Annotated in this window: 14 protein-coding genes and 1 tRNA gene; 5 read left to right on the top strand and 10 right to left on the bottom strand. The window is 38.3% G+C overall.

Annotated elements, in window-relative coordinates:
- Positions 1-214: 214 nt before the first annotated feature.
- The 3 genes from HXT44_RS03160 to HXT44_RS03150 form a co-directional block, all read right to left on the bottom strand.
- Positions 215-2,908 carry an ABC transporter permease gene (locus HXT44_RS03160; RefSeq protein ID WP_421783148.1) on the bottom strand — a complete coding sequence of 898 codons (2,694 nt, stop codon included), beginning with the start codon at positions 2,906-2,908 and terminating at the stop codon, positions 215-217.
- 17 nt (positions 2,909-2,925) lie between these two features.
- Entirely contained in the window at positions 2,926-3,765 is an 840-nt protein-coding gene (locus HXT44_RS03155; RefSeq protein WP_004111369.1) for an ABC transporter ATP-binding protein, read from the bottom strand.
- A gap of 269 nt (positions 3,766-4,034) precedes the next feature.
- A complete protein-coding gene (locus tag HXT44_RS03150; RefSeq protein WP_102703033.1) occupies positions 4,035-5,357 on the bottom strand; it encodes an O-acetylhomoserine aminocarboxypropyltransferase/cysteine synthase family protein in 1,323 nt (440 codons plus the stop codon).
- Between the two features lie 320 nt (positions 5,358-5,677).
- On the opposite strand from HXT44_RS03150, the gene HXT44_RS03145 reads away from it, so the two are divergent.
- From HXT44_RS03145 to HXT44_RS03125, 5 genes are all read left to right on the top strand, one after another.
- Positions 5,678-6,226 (top strand): YraN family protein, encoded by a 549-nt coding sequence (locus HXT44_RS03145; protein WP_285089296.1) that lies wholly within the window; start codon positions 5,678-5,680, stop codon positions 6,224-6,226.
- Positions 6,226-7,869: a YifB family Mg chelatase-like AAA ATPase gene (locus tag HXT44_RS03140; RefSeq protein ID WP_004111366.1), complete on the top strand. Its 1,644-nt coding sequence runs from the start codon at positions 6,226-6,228 to the stop codon at positions 7,867-7,869. The genes HXT44_RS03145 and HXT44_RS03140 overlap by 1 nt, the downstream gene beginning before the upstream one ends.
- Positions 7,866-9,410 carry a DNA-processing protein DprA gene (dprA, locus tag HXT44_RS03135; protein WP_415692968.1) on the top strand — a complete coding sequence of 515 codons (1,545 nt, stop codon included), beginning with the start codon at positions 7,866-7,868 and terminating at the stop codon, positions 9,408-9,410. The genes HXT44_RS03140 and dprA overlap by 4 nt, the downstream gene beginning before the upstream one ends.
- 40 nt (positions 9,411-9,450) lie before the next feature.
- Positions 9,451-11,397, top strand: a complete 1,947-nt coding sequence (locus HXT44_RS03130; RefSeq protein WP_004111364.1) for an FAD-binding protein — start codon at positions 9,451-9,453, stop codon at positions 11,395-11,397.
- 114 nt (positions 11,398-11,511) lie between these two features.
- A tRNA-Leu gene (locus HXT44_RS03125) sits at positions 11,512-11,599 on the top strand.
- A 94-nt stretch (positions 11,600-11,693) separates the two neighbouring features.
- Here HXT44_RS03125 and HXT44_RS03120 read toward each other — a convergent pair.
- The 7 genes from HXT44_RS03120 to HXT44_RS03090 all read right to left on the bottom strand — a co-directional run bounded on the left by HXT44_RS03120 (position 11,694) and on the right by HXT44_RS03090 (position 19,008).
- Positions 11,694-12,425: a GntR family transcriptional regulator gene (locus HXT44_RS03120; RefSeq protein ID WP_421783145.1), complete on the bottom strand. Its 732-nt coding sequence runs from the start codon at positions 12,423-12,425 to the stop codon at positions 11,694-11,696.
- 215 nt (positions 12,426-12,640) lie between these two features.
- Positions 12,641-14,029: a PTS ascorbate transporter subunit IIC gene (locus HXT44_RS03115; RefSeq protein WP_421783143.1), complete on the bottom strand. Its 1,389-nt coding sequence runs from the start codon at positions 14,027-14,029 to the stop codon at positions 12,641-12,643.
- A 709-nt stretch (positions 14,030-14,738) separates the two neighbouring features.
- Positions 14,739-15,422, bottom strand: coding sequence for a response regulator (locus HXT44_RS03110; protein WP_004111361.1), 684 nt, complete (start codon positions 15,420-15,422; stop codon positions 14,739-14,741).
- Positions 15,415-16,644: a sensor histidine kinase gene (locus tag HXT44_RS03105; protein WP_004111360.1), complete on the bottom strand. Its 1,230-nt coding sequence runs from the start codon at positions 16,642-16,644 to the stop codon at positions 15,415-15,417. Before HXT44_RS03105 ends, HXT44_RS03110 begins: the two co-directional genes overlap by 8 nt.
- Positions 16,641-17,381 carry a hypothetical protein gene (locus tag HXT44_RS03100; RefSeq protein ID WP_004111359.1) on the bottom strand — a complete coding sequence of 247 codons (741 nt, stop codon included), beginning with the start codon at positions 17,379-17,381 and terminating at the stop codon, positions 16,641-16,643. Before HXT44_RS03100 ends, HXT44_RS03105 begins: the two co-directional genes overlap by 4 nt.
- Complete coding sequence (locus HXT44_RS03095) at positions 17,378-18,130, bottom strand: ABC transporter permease (protein ID WP_421783141.1); 753 nt, start codon at positions 18,128-18,130, stop codon at positions 17,378-17,380. Before HXT44_RS03095 ends, HXT44_RS03100 begins: the two co-directional genes overlap by 4 nt.
- Complete coding sequence (locus tag HXT44_RS03090) at positions 18,127-19,008, bottom strand: ATP-binding cassette domain-containing protein (protein ID WP_421783139.1); 882 nt, start codon at positions 19,006-19,008, stop codon at positions 18,127-18,129. Before HXT44_RS03090 ends, HXT44_RS03095 begins: the two co-directional genes overlap by 4 nt.
- Positions 19,009-19,054: the final 46 nt, after the last annotated feature.

Genomic DNA, 19,054 nt, shown 5'->3' with positions numbered 1-19,054 from the left:
AAAATGCTCTTTTTTTACATAATATTATGCTAGTCGCATAATTATACGCACGTTTTAATAAAAAAATAATAACAATATTACAAATTTTTTCAGAGTGTCGAAAAAGCCTAAGAAAAAGATAATGCCGGCACGTAAAATTTACACACCGGCATTATCTTTATTTTCTGCAACTTAACTTCTACAGACTATCTTTCACATATAGTTTTTGTGAAATTTAGTCCTCCGCGAGCGCAACTACTGGCGAAGACTTCACTGCTCTACGAGCTGGAAGCACGCTAGAAAGAAGAGCTGCAAGTAAAGCGATGAGAGCAAGAACCGCGTAAATAGTCCAATCAATTACAAACGGAACTTTGCCAATTGCGCTAAACACCATGTAGGATCCAATCCACCCAAACGCTGTTCCAACAATCAAGCCAGAAACAGTGCTTGTTAGGGAAATCAACGTTGCTTCCAACGCAAGAGATCTTCTAACCTGTCCTCTTGTCATGCCGATTGCGCGCAAAGTTGCAGATTCTTTGGTTCGCTCAATAACAGACAAGCTTAATGTGTTTGCAACGCCTATTAAAGCAATCACAACAGCTACTGCTATTAAGCCAACAAGCAACATCATCATTATGTCGATAGCACTCTCCCACTGCGCTCGTTGGAACACGCTTCCACCAGCCATAACCTCCGCATAGCTAGATGTAATATTTCTAATATTCTTAACAATATCTACAAGATTAGCTTTGCTAGAGTCTACCGAAATAAGCAAAATATGCGTTGTAGGCTTAAGGTAGTTATTGAAGTAAGATTTGCTAACAAAAGCAGTATTCCTTGAATATATATTAACATTTCTATACTTCTTAAACTGAACTTGCTTTACAGTAATGCTCTTATCGTTATTACTAGAGTCTGTGTTCATGCCAGTAAATGGCGTAATACTATCTACACTATCTTCACTAGAATCGTACTTTTCTACATAAGCTTGCAGACTAAGGTTTCCTTTTTTAAGCTCAAAAGGTTCTCCACCTTCATTATTAAACTTAGGCAAAAGTATAGAATCTTTGTTTATGTTAACGCCATCAAGGTCAGTGTGCATTACATTTTTAAGTTGATCTGTATTATCAACTCCAGCTGCCATAGCGTACTCAGTTTTACCCTTAGCATTCTTAAAAGTCATAGGAACTGCAGGAAGCAACTCAGTATGCTTTATTCCACTAATCTTTGAAATATCAGCAGCTAGAGATTCATCAACATTCTTGCCTTGAATAATAATGTCAACACTGTAACGATCATCAACAACACCTTTAAGAGTTGCTTTACCGCACATTGCGCCCGTTACTACTGTTGAAACAAGCGTTACGCCAATAAGCAAAGCCGTTCCAGTTGCTGCAACTCTTCTAGGATTCCTTTGCACGTTTGCGTTAGCAACCTTAGATGCAGGCCCACAAAGCGCCATGATTGCTCCAGTGGCCTTCATAGCAAACGGCATCCAGAATGTTGCTGTAATAATAATTCCAATAAACACAAGCGCGCATCCAAAAACTGCTCCAATCAAAGTCCTCCAAGAGTCAGCACCAGCATTAGGTGACTGCTGAGCAATCATGCTTGCTAAAGAAGTAGAACTTAAAGCCGTAAATAAAATACCTACAACAATAAATAGAACGCCAAAAACAGCGCGAATAATGCTTGCACGCTTATCTTTCATCAAATCCATTGGTCGCAACGCTTCCATAGGCGTTACTTTTGTAGCAGATCGCGCAGCACCCATAGATGCAAGAACTGTTACAATCGCGCCAATTACTATTGGCCACACAATCGCCGGAAGTGAAACAATCAAAGGAATTTTAGATAATGGTCCAGAATTAATATTCAAGTTACTAATTGCGCCCATAAATCCTATTGCGCAAAGCACGCCAATAGCCGCAGAAATAACTCCAAGTATTGCAGCTTCAAGCAAAACTGCTGTATAAAGCTGATGCGATTGTGCACCGATTACGCGCAAAAGCGCAAGAGTGCGTCTGCGTTGAGCAACCAAAACTTGGAATGTGTTTGCTATAACAAGCGAAGAAATAAGCAACGCTAGAACACCAAACGATAGCAAGAACATAGTCACAAAATTTGTGCCGTTTGACACACTTCGAACAGCTCTTACACCAACTTCGTGCCTAGACATAAGAGAAAATTGCTCTGGAAGCAAAGCGTTAATCTTAGGAGATAAATCGTTTATTTTAGATTCATCAATACTCATGTACACTTTGCTTTGCACAACTTGATTGTCAAAATTTTTAAGATTGTTGAGTTTTGCACAAAAATCATTCGTTATGCCACCAAGATACGTGCCGCGATTTGAAATTGGTATTTGAGAATGTTCTCCATCGTCAACAAGACCAACCACACGAACATCGTATGATTTTTCTTTATTTCCGCCAGCTTCATCTACTTTAACCAAGGTTATAGTATCGCCAATATTTGCATGTATGGATTTAGCAATACTTTTAATAAGCGTAATTTCGCCTATTTTTTGCGGATCTCTACCTTCTGTTGATTTATACACAGGAAGATTTCCATACAAACCACTAGACCAAGCAATACTTGTAACTGATTTATCACCTTTTTCTACTCCTACAAGCGCAGTCGCATCGTCACTACGAATACCGTTGACACCAGGCATCTTCGATATTTCGTCTAAATGAAGGTCTTTATAATGAATTCCACTATTCGGAGAACTGTTAGAGCTTTTAGATGAGATTGCATAATTTGCGCTATGGAATTCTTCCGTTGCATTGCGAACCATCAAGTCGTCAACACTGTTTACAAAAAGCAAAGTAGCGCTCATAAACATGCTGCCTATAAGAATTGCAATTCCAGAGGCGATTAGCATGCGCACGCTTTTACGCATAAGTTTTAGCGCGATTTTCCACATTCTAACTTCACCACCTTTTATTGCAATTGAGCAGACTGATTACTAATACCAGCCTCGCTGCGTTCCATAAGCATCTTGCTCATGCCTTCCGCAGTAGGATTTTGCACATCTTCAACGATTTGGCCATCTGCAAACACGATTGCTCGATCCGCGTAAGAGGCTGCAACAGCGTCGTGAGTAACCATAATCACAGTTTGACCAAGCTCCGTTACGGACTTCTTCAAGAAATGCAAAACTTCTGAGCTGGAAGCAGAGTCAAGATTTCCGGTAGGCTCGTCTGCAAAAACTACGGAAGGCTTAGAGATTAAAGCTCGAGCAATTGCAACACGTTGACGCTGACCGCCTGAAAGCTCAGCAGGTCTGTGATGTAATCGATTTTGCAATCCAAGAGTTAAAACCAAAGTATTAAACCATTGCTTATCTGGCTTTTTGCCCGCCAAAGTAAGAGGCATGAGAATATTTTGCTCAGCGCTAAACATTGGAAGAAGATTAAAACTTTGGAAAATAAATCCGACCATTTCGCGTCGCATAAGCGTAAGCTGCTTATCGCTCATGCCTGTAATATCTAGGCCATCTACCAAAACTTTTCCAGAATTAACGCTGTCAAGACCAGCCAAAGAGTGCATTAAAGTTGACTTTCCGGAACCAGAAGGACCCATAATCGCCGTAAACTTGCCGCGTTCAAAACTTACGCTTACATCTCGCAAAGCGTGAACAATGCCTGCACCCTTGCCAAAATCTTTAACAACATGCAAAGCTGCAACCGCAGTCTCACCAATCAAATTTTGATTAAAATCTGCTCTAAAATCTAAAGCATTTTCTTGCTCATATGAGCTTGTTTCGTACGGACTGTTCATAACTGCTCCTTTTCTTAAAAAGTAGTAATCGCATAGTTATCTATTGCTAATACTTAAATTTACGGAAAAATACAGCTGATTACCATCGTACGTAAGGCGGAAATTATTGAGAAAAAATCAGCATCTCATCCTAAAGTATGATGCACAAATTTACAAAATGTATAAAAATCGGAGCACATACAAATACAATATGCGCTCCGAATAAAACGGTAATGGATCTTCAGGAATATTTTTAATTAATAATTTTTGCTTTGCTTTCTCTTTTCTATTTAAGCAAGTCCTGCTTTACGAACTGCATCAAACCCGCGCTGTAAATCAGCAAGAATATCGTCAATATGTTCAGTTCCAATAGACAAACGAATAGTGCCTTCATGAATGCCTTGATCTTCCAATTCTTCAGGAGTTTCCTGAGAGTGCGTAGTAGATGCAGGATGAATAACCAATGACTTCACGTCAGCAACATTTGCAAGCAATGAGAAAAGCTGTAAATTGTCAATAAATACGCGAGCTGCATCCCTTCCACCTTTAATATCAAACGTAAAAATAGAGCCTCCACCATTCGGGAAGTAACGCTTATAAAGCTCGTGATCAGAACGACCTTCAATAGAAGGATGACTTACAGATTCAACCTCTGGCACAGTTTGCAAATATTGAACAACCTTCAACGCATTATCAACGTGACGCTCAACACGCAAGCTCAAGGTTTCCGTGCCTTGCAAAAGCAAGAATGCTGCAAATGGGCTAATGCAAGCACCAGTATCGCGCAAAATAATCGCACGAATACGCGTCACAAAAGCCACAGGTCCTAAAGCTTCATAGAAGTTCAAACCGTGGTAACTTGGGTCAGCTTCTGTAAGAGTTGGGAATTTTCCAGGGACTTTAGCCCAATCAAAATTGCCGCCTTCAACAATAATGCCACCAAGAGTTGTACCATGACCACCAATAAATTTCGTAGCAGACTCAACTACAATATCTGCACCATGCTCAAGCGGACGGAAAAGATATGGAGTTGCAAAAGTGTTGTCAACAAAAACAGGAATGTTGTGTCGATGCGCAATCTCTGAAATAGCCTCAAAATCAGGCAAATCAGCATTAGGATTACCAAAAGTTTCAAAGTACACAAGCTTTGTATTTGGTTGAATAGCATCCTCGAAGTTTTGAGGATTCTTAGGATCAACAAAAGTGGTTGTTACACCATCTCTAGGAAGAGTGTGACGAAGCAGGTTATAAGTGCCGCCATACACATTCTTTGAAGACACGATATGATCGCCCTGCTGCGTAATGTTACGAATAGCATAGTCTACAGCGGCCGCGCCAGAAGCAACAGCCAAAGCAGCAGTTCCACCTTCGAGAGCAGCAATTCTGCGCTCAAAAACATCTTGAGTAGAATTCGTTAAACGACCATAAATGTTCCCAGCGTCACGCAAATCAAAACGAGCTGCAGCATGATCAAAATCATGGAACACGTAGCTTGTTGTTTGATAAATAGGAACTGCACGAGAATCAGTTGCCGGATCCGCCTGCTCTTGGCCAACATGCAATTGCAAGGTTTCAAAATGATACTTTCCTTGCGTTTCTTCAATATCGCTCATAATACCCCTCCAGTTTTGCGACTTTTTAAACAGTAGATTAGTTTGCTTCAGCTTACTTTGCGCATCCACTTACTTTTCCGTTTTCTGTTTACATATTTATTTAAGTGATAACGACAATATGCCACTATGGTTCATTCGTACATACCTGCGGTTATCAAAATTAGCTATAACGAATTAACAGTTTGCAAAAAATAGCGAAATCTGTTTTAGAAAAATACAGAAAATATACTGAATTTCTAATACAACACGCCGTATGCAGCTTTTATCCACAATGCTTAAAAAATCTGGATTACTGCTCAATAAGCACAGAAAATAGCAGCATGATTACACAAAAACACATTATTGACGATGAAATTATCTCGCTTGACGAGATTCACGACGCTGAGACTGCTCAAGTATTTTTGCAAGAAAAACTTGAACAAGTGTCCAACGAGCTTCAAGATGATTCTCTTGAAAGTAAAGAGTTGGGAAAACTGGGAGAAACATACGCCGCTTTGCGACTCATACAAAAAGGGTGGCACGTTATTGACCAAAACTGGCATTGCCGTAATGGAGAGCTAGATTTGGTGATGATTACTCCAGAACAAAAATTGGTATTCGTGGAAGTAAAAACTCGAAGAAGCGTACGTTGTGGCACTCCACTTGAAGCAATTACTCAAGAAAAACGTAGCAAATTACGTACAACTGGTATGAAATGGCTGGAAGAATTCGGAAGCGACATACCTCATTACCGTATTCGATTTGACGCTGTATCAATTCTTATTATTAACAAATACACTTATCCAGATTCTGCATATGAATTGCAATCTTTGGAAGAAATTGAAGATAATTCATCAATCCAATTCAAGCATGTTCAAGGAGCATTCTAATGCATATTGGAAACGCAACGTCAATAGGGCTTATTGGTCTTAAAGCTTTTACTATTCAGCTGCAAGCTTTTATATCTGGAAATATGCCAAACTTTTCTATTATCGGCTTACCTGACACTTCATTAAGCGAAGCAAGAGAGCGCGTTAAATCAGCTCATTTTGCGTTGCATTGCAAATGGCCTGAAGGAAGGGTAACAGTAAACTTATCACCTGCTTCAATGCCAAAAAGCGGAGCATCATACGATTTAGCTATCGCAGCAAGCATACTAAGCGCAGAAAAGTATATTCCACTTACAGAATTAGAAAATACAATTATTTTAGGAGAACTAAATCTTGACGGGACAGTATTACCTATTCAAGGCATTCTTCCTATTGCACTTTACGCAAAAAAGATGCATTTTAAACGAATGATTATTCCACAAGAAAATCTTGCCGAAGCACAACTTGTAGATGGAATTGAATCTATTGGAATACACCATATTTTAGATTTAGTGACGCAATTGCATGGCAGTTTGAGCGAGGAATCATTAAAGCTTATTGAAGAAGACCCTGCGTATAAACATATGCAAGTTCTTGAACGAAATGGAAATTATAACAATGGAGAAGAAGATTATAATCCGTCAATTCACGAAGAAAGCACTTCCCCACTACAAATTGAACCAAAACATGAAATTGGAGATATGTCTGAAGTAATAGGGCAAGAACATACAAAATGGGCTCTACAAGTTGCTGCAGCTGGAGGACATCACGTGATGATGATTGGACCTCCAGGATCTGGAAAAACCATGCTAGCTTCACGAATACCAAGCATTATGTGTCCACTTAACGAACAAGAACAGCTTGAGGTTGCTTCAATTCGTTCACTTTGTGGCACACTTCCCTACTACGGAATTAGCAATATTCCACCATTTGAAGCACCTCACCATACTGCTTCAGCAGCTTCTCTTATTGGAGGAGGAACAGGAGTTGCAAAACCTGGGATTATTACTAGAGCACATTGCGGAGTGCTGTTTATGGATGAGGCTCCAGAGTTTTCTCCTAGAGTATTGCAAACCCTAAGAGAACCATTGGAATCAGGGCATATTGCTATTTCTCGTTCAAAAGGAACAACTCTTTATCCAGCTAAATTCCAGCTTGTTGTTGCTGCAAATCCTTGTCCTTGCGGATACGCATACGGAAATGGAGAACGATGCACTTGCAAAGAGCGCGAAAGAGCACGATATTTTTCACGCCTTTCAGGTCCAATTCTTGACCGTATCGATATTCAAATGGATGTGCCTCCAGTAGAACGAATTATTATTTCAAACCATCATCACGACAATGCACAAAACTCAGTTAAAAACACGTATCTGAATAGCAAAACAATGCGAGATAACGTAATAGAAGCTCGTAAAATTGCTCGCGACCGTTTTATAAAACAAGGCTGGGATTGCAACGCACAAGCATCTGGAACATGGCTTAGAAAATACACTTCACAGCAAGCTGTAGGACTTATCAACCGTGCATTAGAAAAGCATCAACTGAGTTTGCGCGGAGCAGATAGAGCATTGCGACTCGCGTGGACGCTTGCTGATCTTTCTGGACACACTTCACCAGACATGACAGACATTGCACAAGCTATCAGTTTAAGGACACGAATATGAATACTAAGAGCATAAACAACACGGATAACACTAAAGAAACCATTAGTACATCTAGCGATTTTTCTTCACCAGACGAAGAAACAATATCTCGTGCAATACTTACATTCTGCCTTGAAGGAGCGGATGCAATTATGTACACACTACTATTGGGATCTAAAAGCGCTAAAGAAATTGTTTCTCTATTAAAAACAATTGTGAAAAATTATACGAAACAACAATCAGCATGCTCAGCTCAACAAATGCAACTTCCAATTATTAGTGAAGTAGCAGATCAAGAAAACGATGCCAATTCTAAAACTTTTACCTCAAGAAAACGTAACAAAAATCAAGAATTAGTATCTACAATGTTAAGTTTCATAAAAAAACATAAAGAGCTTGCTCTCTTAGAAAATTATTTCAAGAAGGGCTTAACAGCGTGGGGTTATCACAACAATAATGCGCCTAAATCTTTAGAAGTGCTACACAATTCTATTTCAACATGGTGCGTTCGATTATTGCATTTGCCGACATGGAATAGTGAATCACTATGTCAATGGTTCACTTGTAGCGGAAAGCAATGGATTATTGCACCACACAGCAAATATTGGCCGAAACAATTACAAGATTTGGCTTTTCAGAGTCATTTCTCACCACCTTTATGCTTGTGGGGCGTAGGGAATCCACAAACATTAACACAATGTCATAATCCACTTGCTATTGTTGGTTCACGCTCTTGCACAGACTACGGAAGAGAACTCGCATATCAATTTGCTTATGATTGCGCTTCGAAAGGTCATACTGTTATTTCTGGTGGAGCGTACGGAATTGATGCAGCAGCACATTGGGGCGCATTAGATGCACAAGATATAGATGAAAATAAGCCTACAGGAAAAACCATTGCTGTATTTGCAGGAGGATTAAATCATATGGGCCCCAGATGCAATTATCAGCTTTTTGAACAAATTATTGCAAAAGGCGGAGTGTGTATTAGCGAACTATGCCCAGATACAACACCAGTAGGCCACAGATTTTTATTGCGAAATAGAATTATTGCAGCTCTAGCATCAAAAATTATAGTTGCTCAAGCAAGATTACAATCCGGAGCGCTAAATACTGCAACATGGGCAACGGATTTAAATCGCGAACTATACGCTATACCAGGAGATATCAATCAGCCTAATAATGCGGGATGCAACAAGCTAATACACGATTCACAAGCTATAATATTGTGTTCAACTCAAGATATAGATATTCTGTTTCCTCAATCTCATCACTACTTTGCTTATTCTCAACCTAAACCAGAAAAATTAAGTATAGACTATAAAAATTATGACAATACACAAAAACTAATTATCGACGCAATTACAACGTGCAAACGCAAACACGAACTTGCAAATGTTGACAGAATATACGAAATAATAAAAACTTCTTACAAAGAAAAACAATTAGATTACATACCATCTATTGCTGAAATTTCTGGAAAAATTGCATTGCTAGAATTGGAAGGAATTATTGTACAAAATAAAGAAAATTTAACATTATCACAGCAAAAAGTAGCGTAAAATAACGCGCTCAATACAAGATATGTGAGAAAATAAAAGTATGCAATCAAGCGAATACTACGATGTTATTATTGTTGGCGCTGGAGCTGCAGGATTATCTGCAGCACTAGGATTAATTAAATCCGAAGAATACGCATGCATGAAAAAAGAAGGAAAAACACCATCAATTTTAGTGATTTCTAAAGTGCCAGCATTGCGTTCACACACGGGTTCTGCTGAAGGAGGTATAGCAGCAAGCCTTGGGAATGTAGAGCACGACAAATGGCAATGGCATTATTATGACACAGTTCATGGCGGAGATTGGCTAAGCGATCAAGATGCAGCAAAGCTACTTGCAAAAGAAGCACCAAAAACAGTTATTCAGCTTGAACATGATGGCGTAGCATTTTCTCGAACACAAAATGGATATATTAACCAACGCCGTTTTGGTGGACATACTGCTAATTTTGGAAAGAATCCAATTGAACGTGCAGCTTTTGCTGCAGATCGTATTGGTCACCAAATTTTACATAGCTTATGGCAACAATGTGTTTCCGAGAATATTGTATTTGCTGAAGATTGTTACGTAACAGATGTTGCTATAAACGATCAAACTATGAGCGTTGAAGGAATTGTTGCATTTGATTTATCTGCAGGAAACTTGCGAGCAATAAAGTCTAGATTCCTACTTTTAGCTACAGGCGGATCGGGAAGATTATTTGCAACAACATCTAATTCGTGGGATTTAACAGGCGATGGCATGGCTTTAGCTTTAAAAGCAGGATTACAACTTGAAGACTGCGAGTTCATTCAATTCCACCCTACTGGACTAGCTCATACTGGTATTCTGCTTTCAGAAGCAGCAAGAGCTGAAGGCGGCGTGCTTAGGAACTCAAATGGCGAAGCTTTTATGAAAAAATACGATGAAGCACATGCAGATTTAGCTCCAAGAGATGTTGTTTCTCGTGCAATTGCCCAAGAAATTCGCGAAGGCAGAGGTGTAAACGATTCAACAACTACGCAACAAAGCAATTCACATAACGATTGCGTTTGGCTAGATATGACACATATCAGCCGAGAAAATATGCTAGAATACTTGCCACAAGTCACAGAAACTATTGAAAAATATGCTCATCTTGACCCAACTTGCGATTTAGTCCCAATTCGTCCTACAGCTCACTACACAATGGGCGGAATACCGATAACTTTGGATGGAAAAGTATATAGATGGCAAAATAACAACCAAACTATTGTTTATGGTTTATACGCTGCCGGAGAATGCTCATGCGTAGGAGTGCACGGAGCTAATCGATTAGGAGGAAACTCCTTGCTTGACGCATGCCTTTTTGGAAATCGCGCGGGAGCAACAATAGCAAAAGAATTGAAAAACTTAAACAAGGATGACGAAACTAACAGTAACAAAACCAACGAAACCAACGAAACCAATAAAACTTTCTCAAATAATACTGCACTACAAGTCTTATATAAACAAAGAAATAATGAACTTAATCAGCTTATGGAAACAAGTGCGAAGCAAGCTACAGATTTTACAAACAACAGCTATAACGGCGAGTCTTCACAAATAGAAGAAGATAATCCTTATAAATTATTTGCAGATTTAGGAAAAATCATGGAAAACGCTGTTGCAATATCATGTGACGAACAATCAATTAAAAAAGCACTCAATGACATACAAGAATTTATAGATCCTAAAATTCAATCATTACACATCCATAGCAATAATTTAGTTTTTAACCAAGAAATTACTGCAATATGGGAAATAAAGAACATGTCACTACTTGCAAAAGCAGCATTGCAATCTTCACTTGCTAGACATGAATCTAGAGGTGCTTTCTTTAGAAGAGACTATCCAAAACATGATATTTCTTCATTGCCACAACACTCGTTCATTGACTTTGATGGAAACTTGGCAAAAAAGTCAGTGAATATTATTGATTTTAAACAAGATAGTAAAGGAGATTTTTATACTGAAAATAGCATAATTTAAAACTATTATTACTATTTTCATATATAAATATTTTGAAAATTCGTAATTTTTTCAACACGCCGAAGCGAAGAAGAAAAAAAGATGTTATAGTCTTATCTGTTGTCTAAAACACCTGTCCGGGTGGCGGAATGGTAGACGCGCTAGCTTGAGGTGCTAGTGCCTATTTGTTACAGGCGTGCGGGTTCAACTCCCGCTCCGGACACGAAAAAACCTTGCTGGAAAACCAGCAAGGTTTTATTGTTTTTTAACACAAAAATGGGCTAGCTAAGACATTCTTAGTTAGCCCTAAAGTTTAATTAAGCAGCATTTGAATGCAGGTGGAAACGAATCTCACCAGAATTTGGCGCATAAACAGATGCACCAAAAGCAATAATCGTACCAAACTTATCTTTTACAGTAGAATAAGCTGTAATTGCAGGAGTTCCAACTTCAAGGTTAAGTACTGCTGCAAGCCTGTCACATAGATTTTCTATATGCACAGACACTTCATTTTCTACAAGTTGAACAGCGTACGCTTTAAGCAAAAAATCAGATAACGACTCATCTGAAAAATCATGCGTCAAAATTTTAGGAAAACGAGAAGCAGGCAAATAGAGCACACTATAACGCGATAAAACATCGTCAACATAACGCAAGCGTTTCAAACATATCAATTCATCTACTGGATCAAGGCCTAAACGAGCAGCAGCATCTTCATCATGAATAACATCGTTTTCAATAACTTTTATTCTAATTTTTGCATCATTAGAATAAGTCTGCTCGTAAAATCCTTGCGCACGATCAGAAATTACTTCTTGACTATAACTAGGAATAATTGAAGAAGCTCGAAATGTTCCTCTACCCTGCTCACGAACAAGTAATCCTTCAGTAATAAGGTTATCGACTGCATGCCTCAAAGCAATACGGCTCACATTGTATTGTTTGCACAATTCAATTTCAGGAGGTAATTGTTCGTTCGCTTCCATAGAATCAATGCGAGCGCGTAGATTATCTCGCACAGCAATGTATTTAGGCACACCTTCGACCATTATCACTCTCCCCTAGCTAAACGCTAATATGAAAAAGCCGTTGATACTAGTTTGTGTAAAACACAGCATAGTAACAACGGCTCATGCAAAACTAATAACTCTGTTATCCTACCAGTCATACAATAAAATGTACAAATAAATAAGAAAATGAGTAAAAAAATTTTTAATTTTTATATGTATATACAATTATTTAATTGTATTTTTATTTTCTTTACTTATTTTATTTCTTCAACCTTTTCAAAATTATTAGAATCGCGTTTATTCATCAATATCGAAACAGAATAGAACAATATTAGTGCAATAAGTATTACAGAAATTAAAACAGTACGACCACCGACAATATTTGCGTGACCAAGTATTACACCAAATACACCATAATCCGCATCAGAATATGTAGAATTTGCGCTTCCCAAATCGCCAAGCACTGGCAAAAGGAACAACGGAAGGAAAGTAATAAAAAGACCATTAATAAATGATGCAGTCAAGCAACCACGTATTCCACCTTGACCATTACCGAATACTCCTGCAGCACCACCAGCCATGAAATGCGCAACAATTCCAGGAATAATAATTGTCGTTCCCAAAATCGCCATAAGCGTCATTCCAAGCAAACCGCCAAAGAAACTAGCTAAGAAACCAATAAGAACAGCATTAGGAGCAAAGCCAAAAGTCATTGGTGCATCTAAAGCAGGACGCGCATTTTTAACAAGCTTTTCCGATATTCCCTTAAAAGCTGGAACAATTTCGTCAAGAACAATCTGCACGCCTGCAAGAATAATATAAACACCTGCAGCAAAAGTTGCAGCCTTCAACATAACGAAAACAATGAAGTTTTGACCATTAGATAAATGTGTTTCGACATACGAAGATCCAGCAAAAAGTGCCACTACTATATAAATAACAGCCATAGAAAGCGTGATAAGAACTGTTGTATCACGCAAGAATCCCAATGCTGCTGGGAATTTAATATCCTCAGTTGACTTAGAAGGACGCTTTTTTGAAGCAGTAAGCTTTACAATTAACGCACCTAAAGCAACACCAGTACCAGCAGGATGTCCTAAAGCAACATCATCTTTGCCTGAAGCTTTCTTCATAAACGGCTGCACCAGTGCTGGAGAAATTGTCGTAAACAATCCTTGAGCAATTGAACCCCATAAAAGAACTTCCCACATGCTAAATCCTGCAACATTAAATATAACTGCAAGCATACTTGCCATATAGAAAGCTACGTGACCCGTTAAATAGATAAATTTAAAACGAGAAGTAATAGAAAGAATAATATTAACAATCATTCCAAAGAAGAAAATAAGCGCAGATTCAGAGCCATACTTCAATAAAACAGTTCCAATAATTGCTTCATTATTCGGCACTACGCCTTGCACATGAAATGCGTATTGAAACATTTTGCCAAAGGGGTTCAACGCTTCAGTAATAACTCCAGAACCAGCTGCTAAAACAAGAAAACCAACAAGAGTACGGATTGATCCTTGCAAAATATCCGAGAATTTCTTTCTTTGCACTGCAAGCCCAATAAAAGAAATAAGCGCAACTATAACAGATGGCTGTCTGAAAATATCGAGCAGTACTGACAGAATTCCGTCCACGTAACTCTCCTTACCATATTAATCGATATAGTTTGAGCGGCTTACGCAATTATTGGCGGCAAAAATATCTTACAAACTTCGCAAACGATACCGTAGGCGAAACTATTCGAAATACACGATTAGTTTCGTAGCACAGTAAAACTACACATACAAAATTCACGGTTCCGCAATGAAGCAAAGTAGTAAGAGCTACTACGAGCAGTAGTTTTTATACCCAGCCAACAACTACTGTTACAGCTCATACTGTTGTTTCATGTCAAATTCATTATATCGTTTAAACATTATAAACAATTAAAATAACACTATTTATAACTAAAGTATTTATTAAATATCAATAAAATTCGAAATTTTTACCTGTTTTTAGAAAATTCGACACACCAATATACAGAAAAAAGCACTCCATTTTCACGAAGTGCTTTATAAAATCAGTAATTATTACAGTTTTTAATGAAAATAAACATATGTTTTACTGTATAAACATATGTTTATATTTCGGTCAATAATTCTCATCAAAAACTGTCACTCCCACTTTTTCAAATATACAATACATATAAAACTGCTGAGTAAAATATTTTTAATTTTTAGCACAGTTCATACCACATAATTGTTTTTATCGTTTTTGAGTGCAAAACTATTAAATTTTTCGATTTATTTCGTAAATGTGAATTGTCTTACATATGTCTAATTAGAGTATGACTTTTATTTTTACTCAATTAGAAGTTTTTATCCATTCTATAGCTAGTTGCACGCGATCACGCATCCCCAGTTTTGCAAGAATACGAGAGACAGCTTTTTTGGCTGAATCAGGTTCAATAAAAAGCTTCTCAGCAATTTCTGCATTATTGAGACCACATGACACAAGGCTTACTATTTCAATTTCATGTTCTGTTAGAGCATCAAATTTAGCTCTAGCTATTTGCACATCTTGACTTGCACTGATTTGAGAAACATGACGAGCTAATATCTTTCCTGTTATTCTTGGAGTTAGCACAGCATCTCCTGCATTAATAGCTTCAATAGCAGATATAAGTTGCGGTCCGCGCACATCCTTTAGTAGGAAACCGGAAGCTCCAGAACTTAGCATTTTAAATGCATAGTCGTCATAATCATAAGTAGTAAGTGCAAGAATCTTAATATTTCTGTATTTAGTTTTAATATGTTTTGTCGCAATGATCCCATTCATAACAGGCATCCTAATATCCATAATTATTATTTCCGGCAACTGCTCACCCGATGCAGATAACCTTTCAAGCATATCTAATGCAACTAGCCCGTTTTCACAAGATCCTATGACAGTACATGTAGCAGATTTGTTAATTATCATTGAAAATCCATAACGGATAGCTTTCTGATCATCGACAATAATAACTCGGATTTTTTTGCGATCAATCATAGATATTTTCCTTTGGTATAATTGCATGCACTCTCCAGCCACCTCTAGCATAGACCCCTGCAGTAATAGAGCCTCCAATACTGACTAAATCAGCAGCGATATGAGCAAGACCATAACCAGTAGACGGAGTCTGTTCATGAATACCCATCTGTTTGCCATTATCAATTACAACAACTTCGAGTTCTCCTTTCAACGTTATGGTGATTTGAACACTAATTTCTGTAGCATGTGTAGCATGTTTCAAAGTATTCGTTATAGATTCGCGAATAATCCTGTATGCCCATTGAATTTGAACCCCCACTTCTGGAACTACTGGTGTTATTTCTAGCTGTGCACGTATTCCAAGTTTATTGATTCCTGCAACCAGTTCTTCAATATCGGTAATAGAATGTTCCTTATTACTATCTTGTTCTCCACCAGATATCGAGTTAACTAGAGTTCTCGTTTGCCGTAAGCCACTTCTAGCATATTCGTTGATAAGTTTCACTATTTCATGCTGTTTCACATCTAAATCATCATCTACTTGCAGACCCTCAGTGAGGCTAATAATTGCGGTAAGACAATGTCCAACAGAATCGTGTAGCACAGTTGCCATTCTCGTAGCTTTCTCATTAACTCGTGCTTGGGATTCACTCTCATGTAGTTCAGATAATATGGCTTGTTCTTGTTGTTTCTCTCTGACCTGATTTGCTCTCATTCGTATTAGAGCAGCAGTTAGAGATGTAAATACAAAAACAGAAATGGCAGGAATAATTAATTTCCTGCCGAAGACTACATATCCATAAAGAGTTGATAAGACAACTCCAGCACCTAAGGCTAATATACCTATTAACATTTTTCGCATATCAAGCAAACATATACCTGAAGAAGCCAGAATATACATGGTAAGCAATCCAATATTTACATCTCCACAATAGGCAGATATACTAGCGGCCATAAGAGATAAAGCAACAGAAATATGCCAATATCGGCGCCTACCAAATACTGCAATAGAAGTTAGCACAACCGTCATCCACACTATAATCGGATCAGCATCACTACGTAATCCAATTATTATTTGATAGATAGTCGAAAGTATTCCAATAATCCATACCGGCTCAGAGTTATTTATCCAAGCTGCATATATTTGGTCAAAGAACCCAAGCCGGTAACTACTTGAGGATATTCGTCTAGCGTTATAATCGTGATGAAATAAAGCTTTCTCACGCATATAAGTGCTCATAGCCTTGCTCGTTTGAATTGAACCTTTATGAATATCATTCCTAAAATTATCCACATTAGATTCATCATAACAGAGATAACAATCGAACCTACCGCATAAAAATCACCTATACAACGTACAGCACTTGCATACGCAAGAAGAGCCGGTGGATAAACAACAGATAATGCGGGTGCAACAATAGCCATTCCAAATCCTATGAGTGATGAAACCAACACAACTGTAACAATTGAAGAAAATCCTGAAAGGCGAACCCCAATACCCACTACAATCAGTTGCCAAGCTGTCATCGCTAATGCAATCGCAAATAAACGAGGAACTAGAGAAAATACATCAGAAATATGAAAATGAAGAAATATGCCAGCAACAAGTTGTAAAGTGCCAAACAGCAATACAGAAAACATAGAAATAACAAAGGAATGAAGCGTCAATGTTGTAATATACTTATTAACAACTCCAATAGCCTTTAAACGAGCAATATTACGGCCATTATGCTCATTAGACATTTTCTGCGCTTGCAGTGCACCAAGCAATATAGGAAAGAATAATGTCGTTGGCAACAACGCAGACTGACCCCATACTGCTAAATAGGTAACTCCTTGAGCCTTGAACTCTGCTTCATATGACTCATATTGACTAATTCCCATAAGCAATCCAAGAAAAGACGTACACAATAAAGCAATCCAATACCAAGTAATGTTATTTTTCCTACATTCCCAAGCAAATGTTTTTTTTATCATTGTTCCACCTTTCTAATTTTAATCAAAAACATGCACACACTAGACCAGAAAATCCCAACAATCACTGCTACTACGCCAAACAGTAGTGCTTCGGAGCTAATAGTAACCACGCCACCAGTTGAACCAAGTACCGGATTCGCAGCACTAACAATACCCCAAGGCAAAATCCAAGATAAATAATTTAAACCAGCAAATGGAAGTGCAGATGTACCTATAGCAGCAACCACAGCCATTCCAAGAGTCACACCTTGTTGTGAAAATTGTGTAGCAGCCCATGTATGTATAGCACTTACAGCAATCGCATCTCCTACCAGTGCAAGTAAAGCAGATAATGATATTATTGTAATGTTGCTTGGTCTATTAAATCCATATATTAACGATGATACGAGCGCTAATGCCAAAATGAAAACAGCAACTAGCGTAGTAATCATTATAGTTACAACAAGATTTGCACCAAACTGGCGACTAGCAGAAATTCCCATAGAACGCAGTTTAGTATCCATACCACCATCACGCGATGTGGTTACCACCCTAGAGGCGACAATTGCAGCAATAATCGGTAACACGTAGATAGCTAACATCATCACCTCATTCAATGCTAGCAAATAAAGGTGAATCTCTTTGGGGCCACGAGCACGTTTAGCAAGCGCTGCACCCAACCATAAGCCAACAACAGCAATGAATAATAATGTAATCAGCAAAATCTGTCGATGACGCAAACTTTTTAGCGTTAAAATAAACTGCTTCATTTTGCGACCACCTTTGATGTGTAAATTGGATCTGTTAGTTCTAAGAATGCTTCTTCCAAAGATTGACGAACCATTTGTACCCTATATACTTTCACATTTTGATTCACAAGATGTGCAACCAAATTTGCTACTACTTCATTAGATATAATTGGCAATATTAGGGATCTACTAGTCTCTTCCACTTTATAATCAATACCACAATTAGATAATAGAACTACTGCAGATTGCATATCAGAAACTTGTAGTTGCAAGTACCCTGCAGAACAAATATCCTGCATACGCCCCTCAAAGCGTAAAGTTCCTGCTGAGATAATCCCCACATAATCAGCCATCTGTTCAATTTCAGAAAGTATATGAGATGAAATCATCACCGTCGTACCACGGTTATGCGCCCAATTAACAATTAGCTGACGCATTTCTACTACACCAGCAGGATCTAAACCATTTGTTGGCTCATCTAAAATCAACACAGGTGGATTCGCTGCCAAAGCTAGCGCTATACCTAGACGCTGCTTCATTCCTAAAGAAAACGCTTTCACTGGTTTTTTACCAGTTATACCTGAAAGCCCAACCATGTCGAGTGCTTCTCGACCTTGAGCACGAACAATGCCAAGATAATCGCAAACCAAATCAACGTTCTCTAAGGCACTTAAATTAGGATAAAATGCCGGACCTTCTATCAACGATCCTACCAATAACCCCGGCAACACTTTCTTAGAGCTACCATTACTTGCAGAATTCCGAAACTCTACAATCTGACCACTTGAAGGTTTAACAAGACCAAGCAACATCTTCATAGTTGTTGATTTGCCAGCACCATTTGGTCCAAGAAAACCATAGATGCTTCCACGTGGAACATGAATAGACAAATCCCGCACTACAGCCTGATCACCATAGACTTTTGATAGTCTACAAGTTTCAATT

Source organism: Gardnerella sp. DNF01198P (genome assembly GCF_049244165.1).
Taxonomy (GTDB): domain Bacteria; phylum Actinomycetota; class Actinomycetes; order Actinomycetales; family Bifidobacteriaceae; genus Bifidobacterium; species Bifidobacterium swidsinskii.
Note: the sequence above shows the minus strand (reverse complement) of the source record. Positions and strands in the feature narration are given on the sequence as shown.

Bases quoted from the DNA above. Each gene is read 5' to 3' on its own strand.
- HXT44_RS03160 (WP_421783148.1), bottom strand. From the start codon at position 2,908: ATGTGGAAAATCGCGCTAAAACTTATGCGTAAAAGCGTGCGCATGCTA.
- HXT44_RS03155 (WP_004111369.1), bottom strand. From the start codon at position 3,765: ATGAACAGTCCGTACGAAACAAGCTCATATGAGCAAGAAAATGCTTTA.
- HXT44_RS03150 (WP_102703033.1), bottom strand. From the start codon at position 5,357: ATGAGCGATATTGAAGAAACGCAAGGAAAGTATCATTTTGAAACCTTG.
- HXT44_RS03145 (WP_285089296.1), top strand. From the start codon at position 5,678: ATGATTACACAAAAACACATTATTGACGATGAAATTATCTCGCTTGAC.
- HXT44_RS03140 (WP_004111366.1), top strand. From the start codon at position 6,226: ATGCATATTGGAAACGCAACGTCAATAGGGCTTATTGGTCTTAAAGCT.
- dprA (WP_415692968.1), top strand. From the start codon at position 7,866: ATGAATACTAAGAGCATAAACAACACGGATAACACTAAAGAAACCATT.
- HXT44_RS03130 (WP_004111364.1), top strand. From the start codon at position 9,451: ATGCAATCAAGCGAATACTACGATGTTATTATTGTTGGCGCTGGAGCT.
- HXT44_RS03120 (WP_421783145.1), bottom strand. From the start codon at position 12,425: ATGGTCGAAGGTGTGCCTAAATACATTGCTGTGCGAGATAATCTACGC.
- HXT44_RS03110 (WP_004111361.1), bottom strand. From the start codon at position 15,422: ATGATTGATCGCAAAAAAATCCGAGTTATTATTGTCGATGATCAGAAA.
- HXT44_RS03105 (WP_004111360.1), bottom strand. From the start codon at position 16,644: ATGAGCACTTATATGCGTGAGAAAGCTTTATTTCATCACGATTATAAC.
- HXT44_RS03100 (WP_004111359.1), bottom strand. From the start codon at position 17,381: ATGATAAAAAAAACATTTGCTTGGGAATGTAGGAAAAATAACATTACT.
- HXT44_RS03095 (WP_421783141.1), bottom strand. From the start codon at position 18,130: ATGAAGCAGTTTATTTTAACGCTAAAAAGTTTGCGTCATCGACAGATT.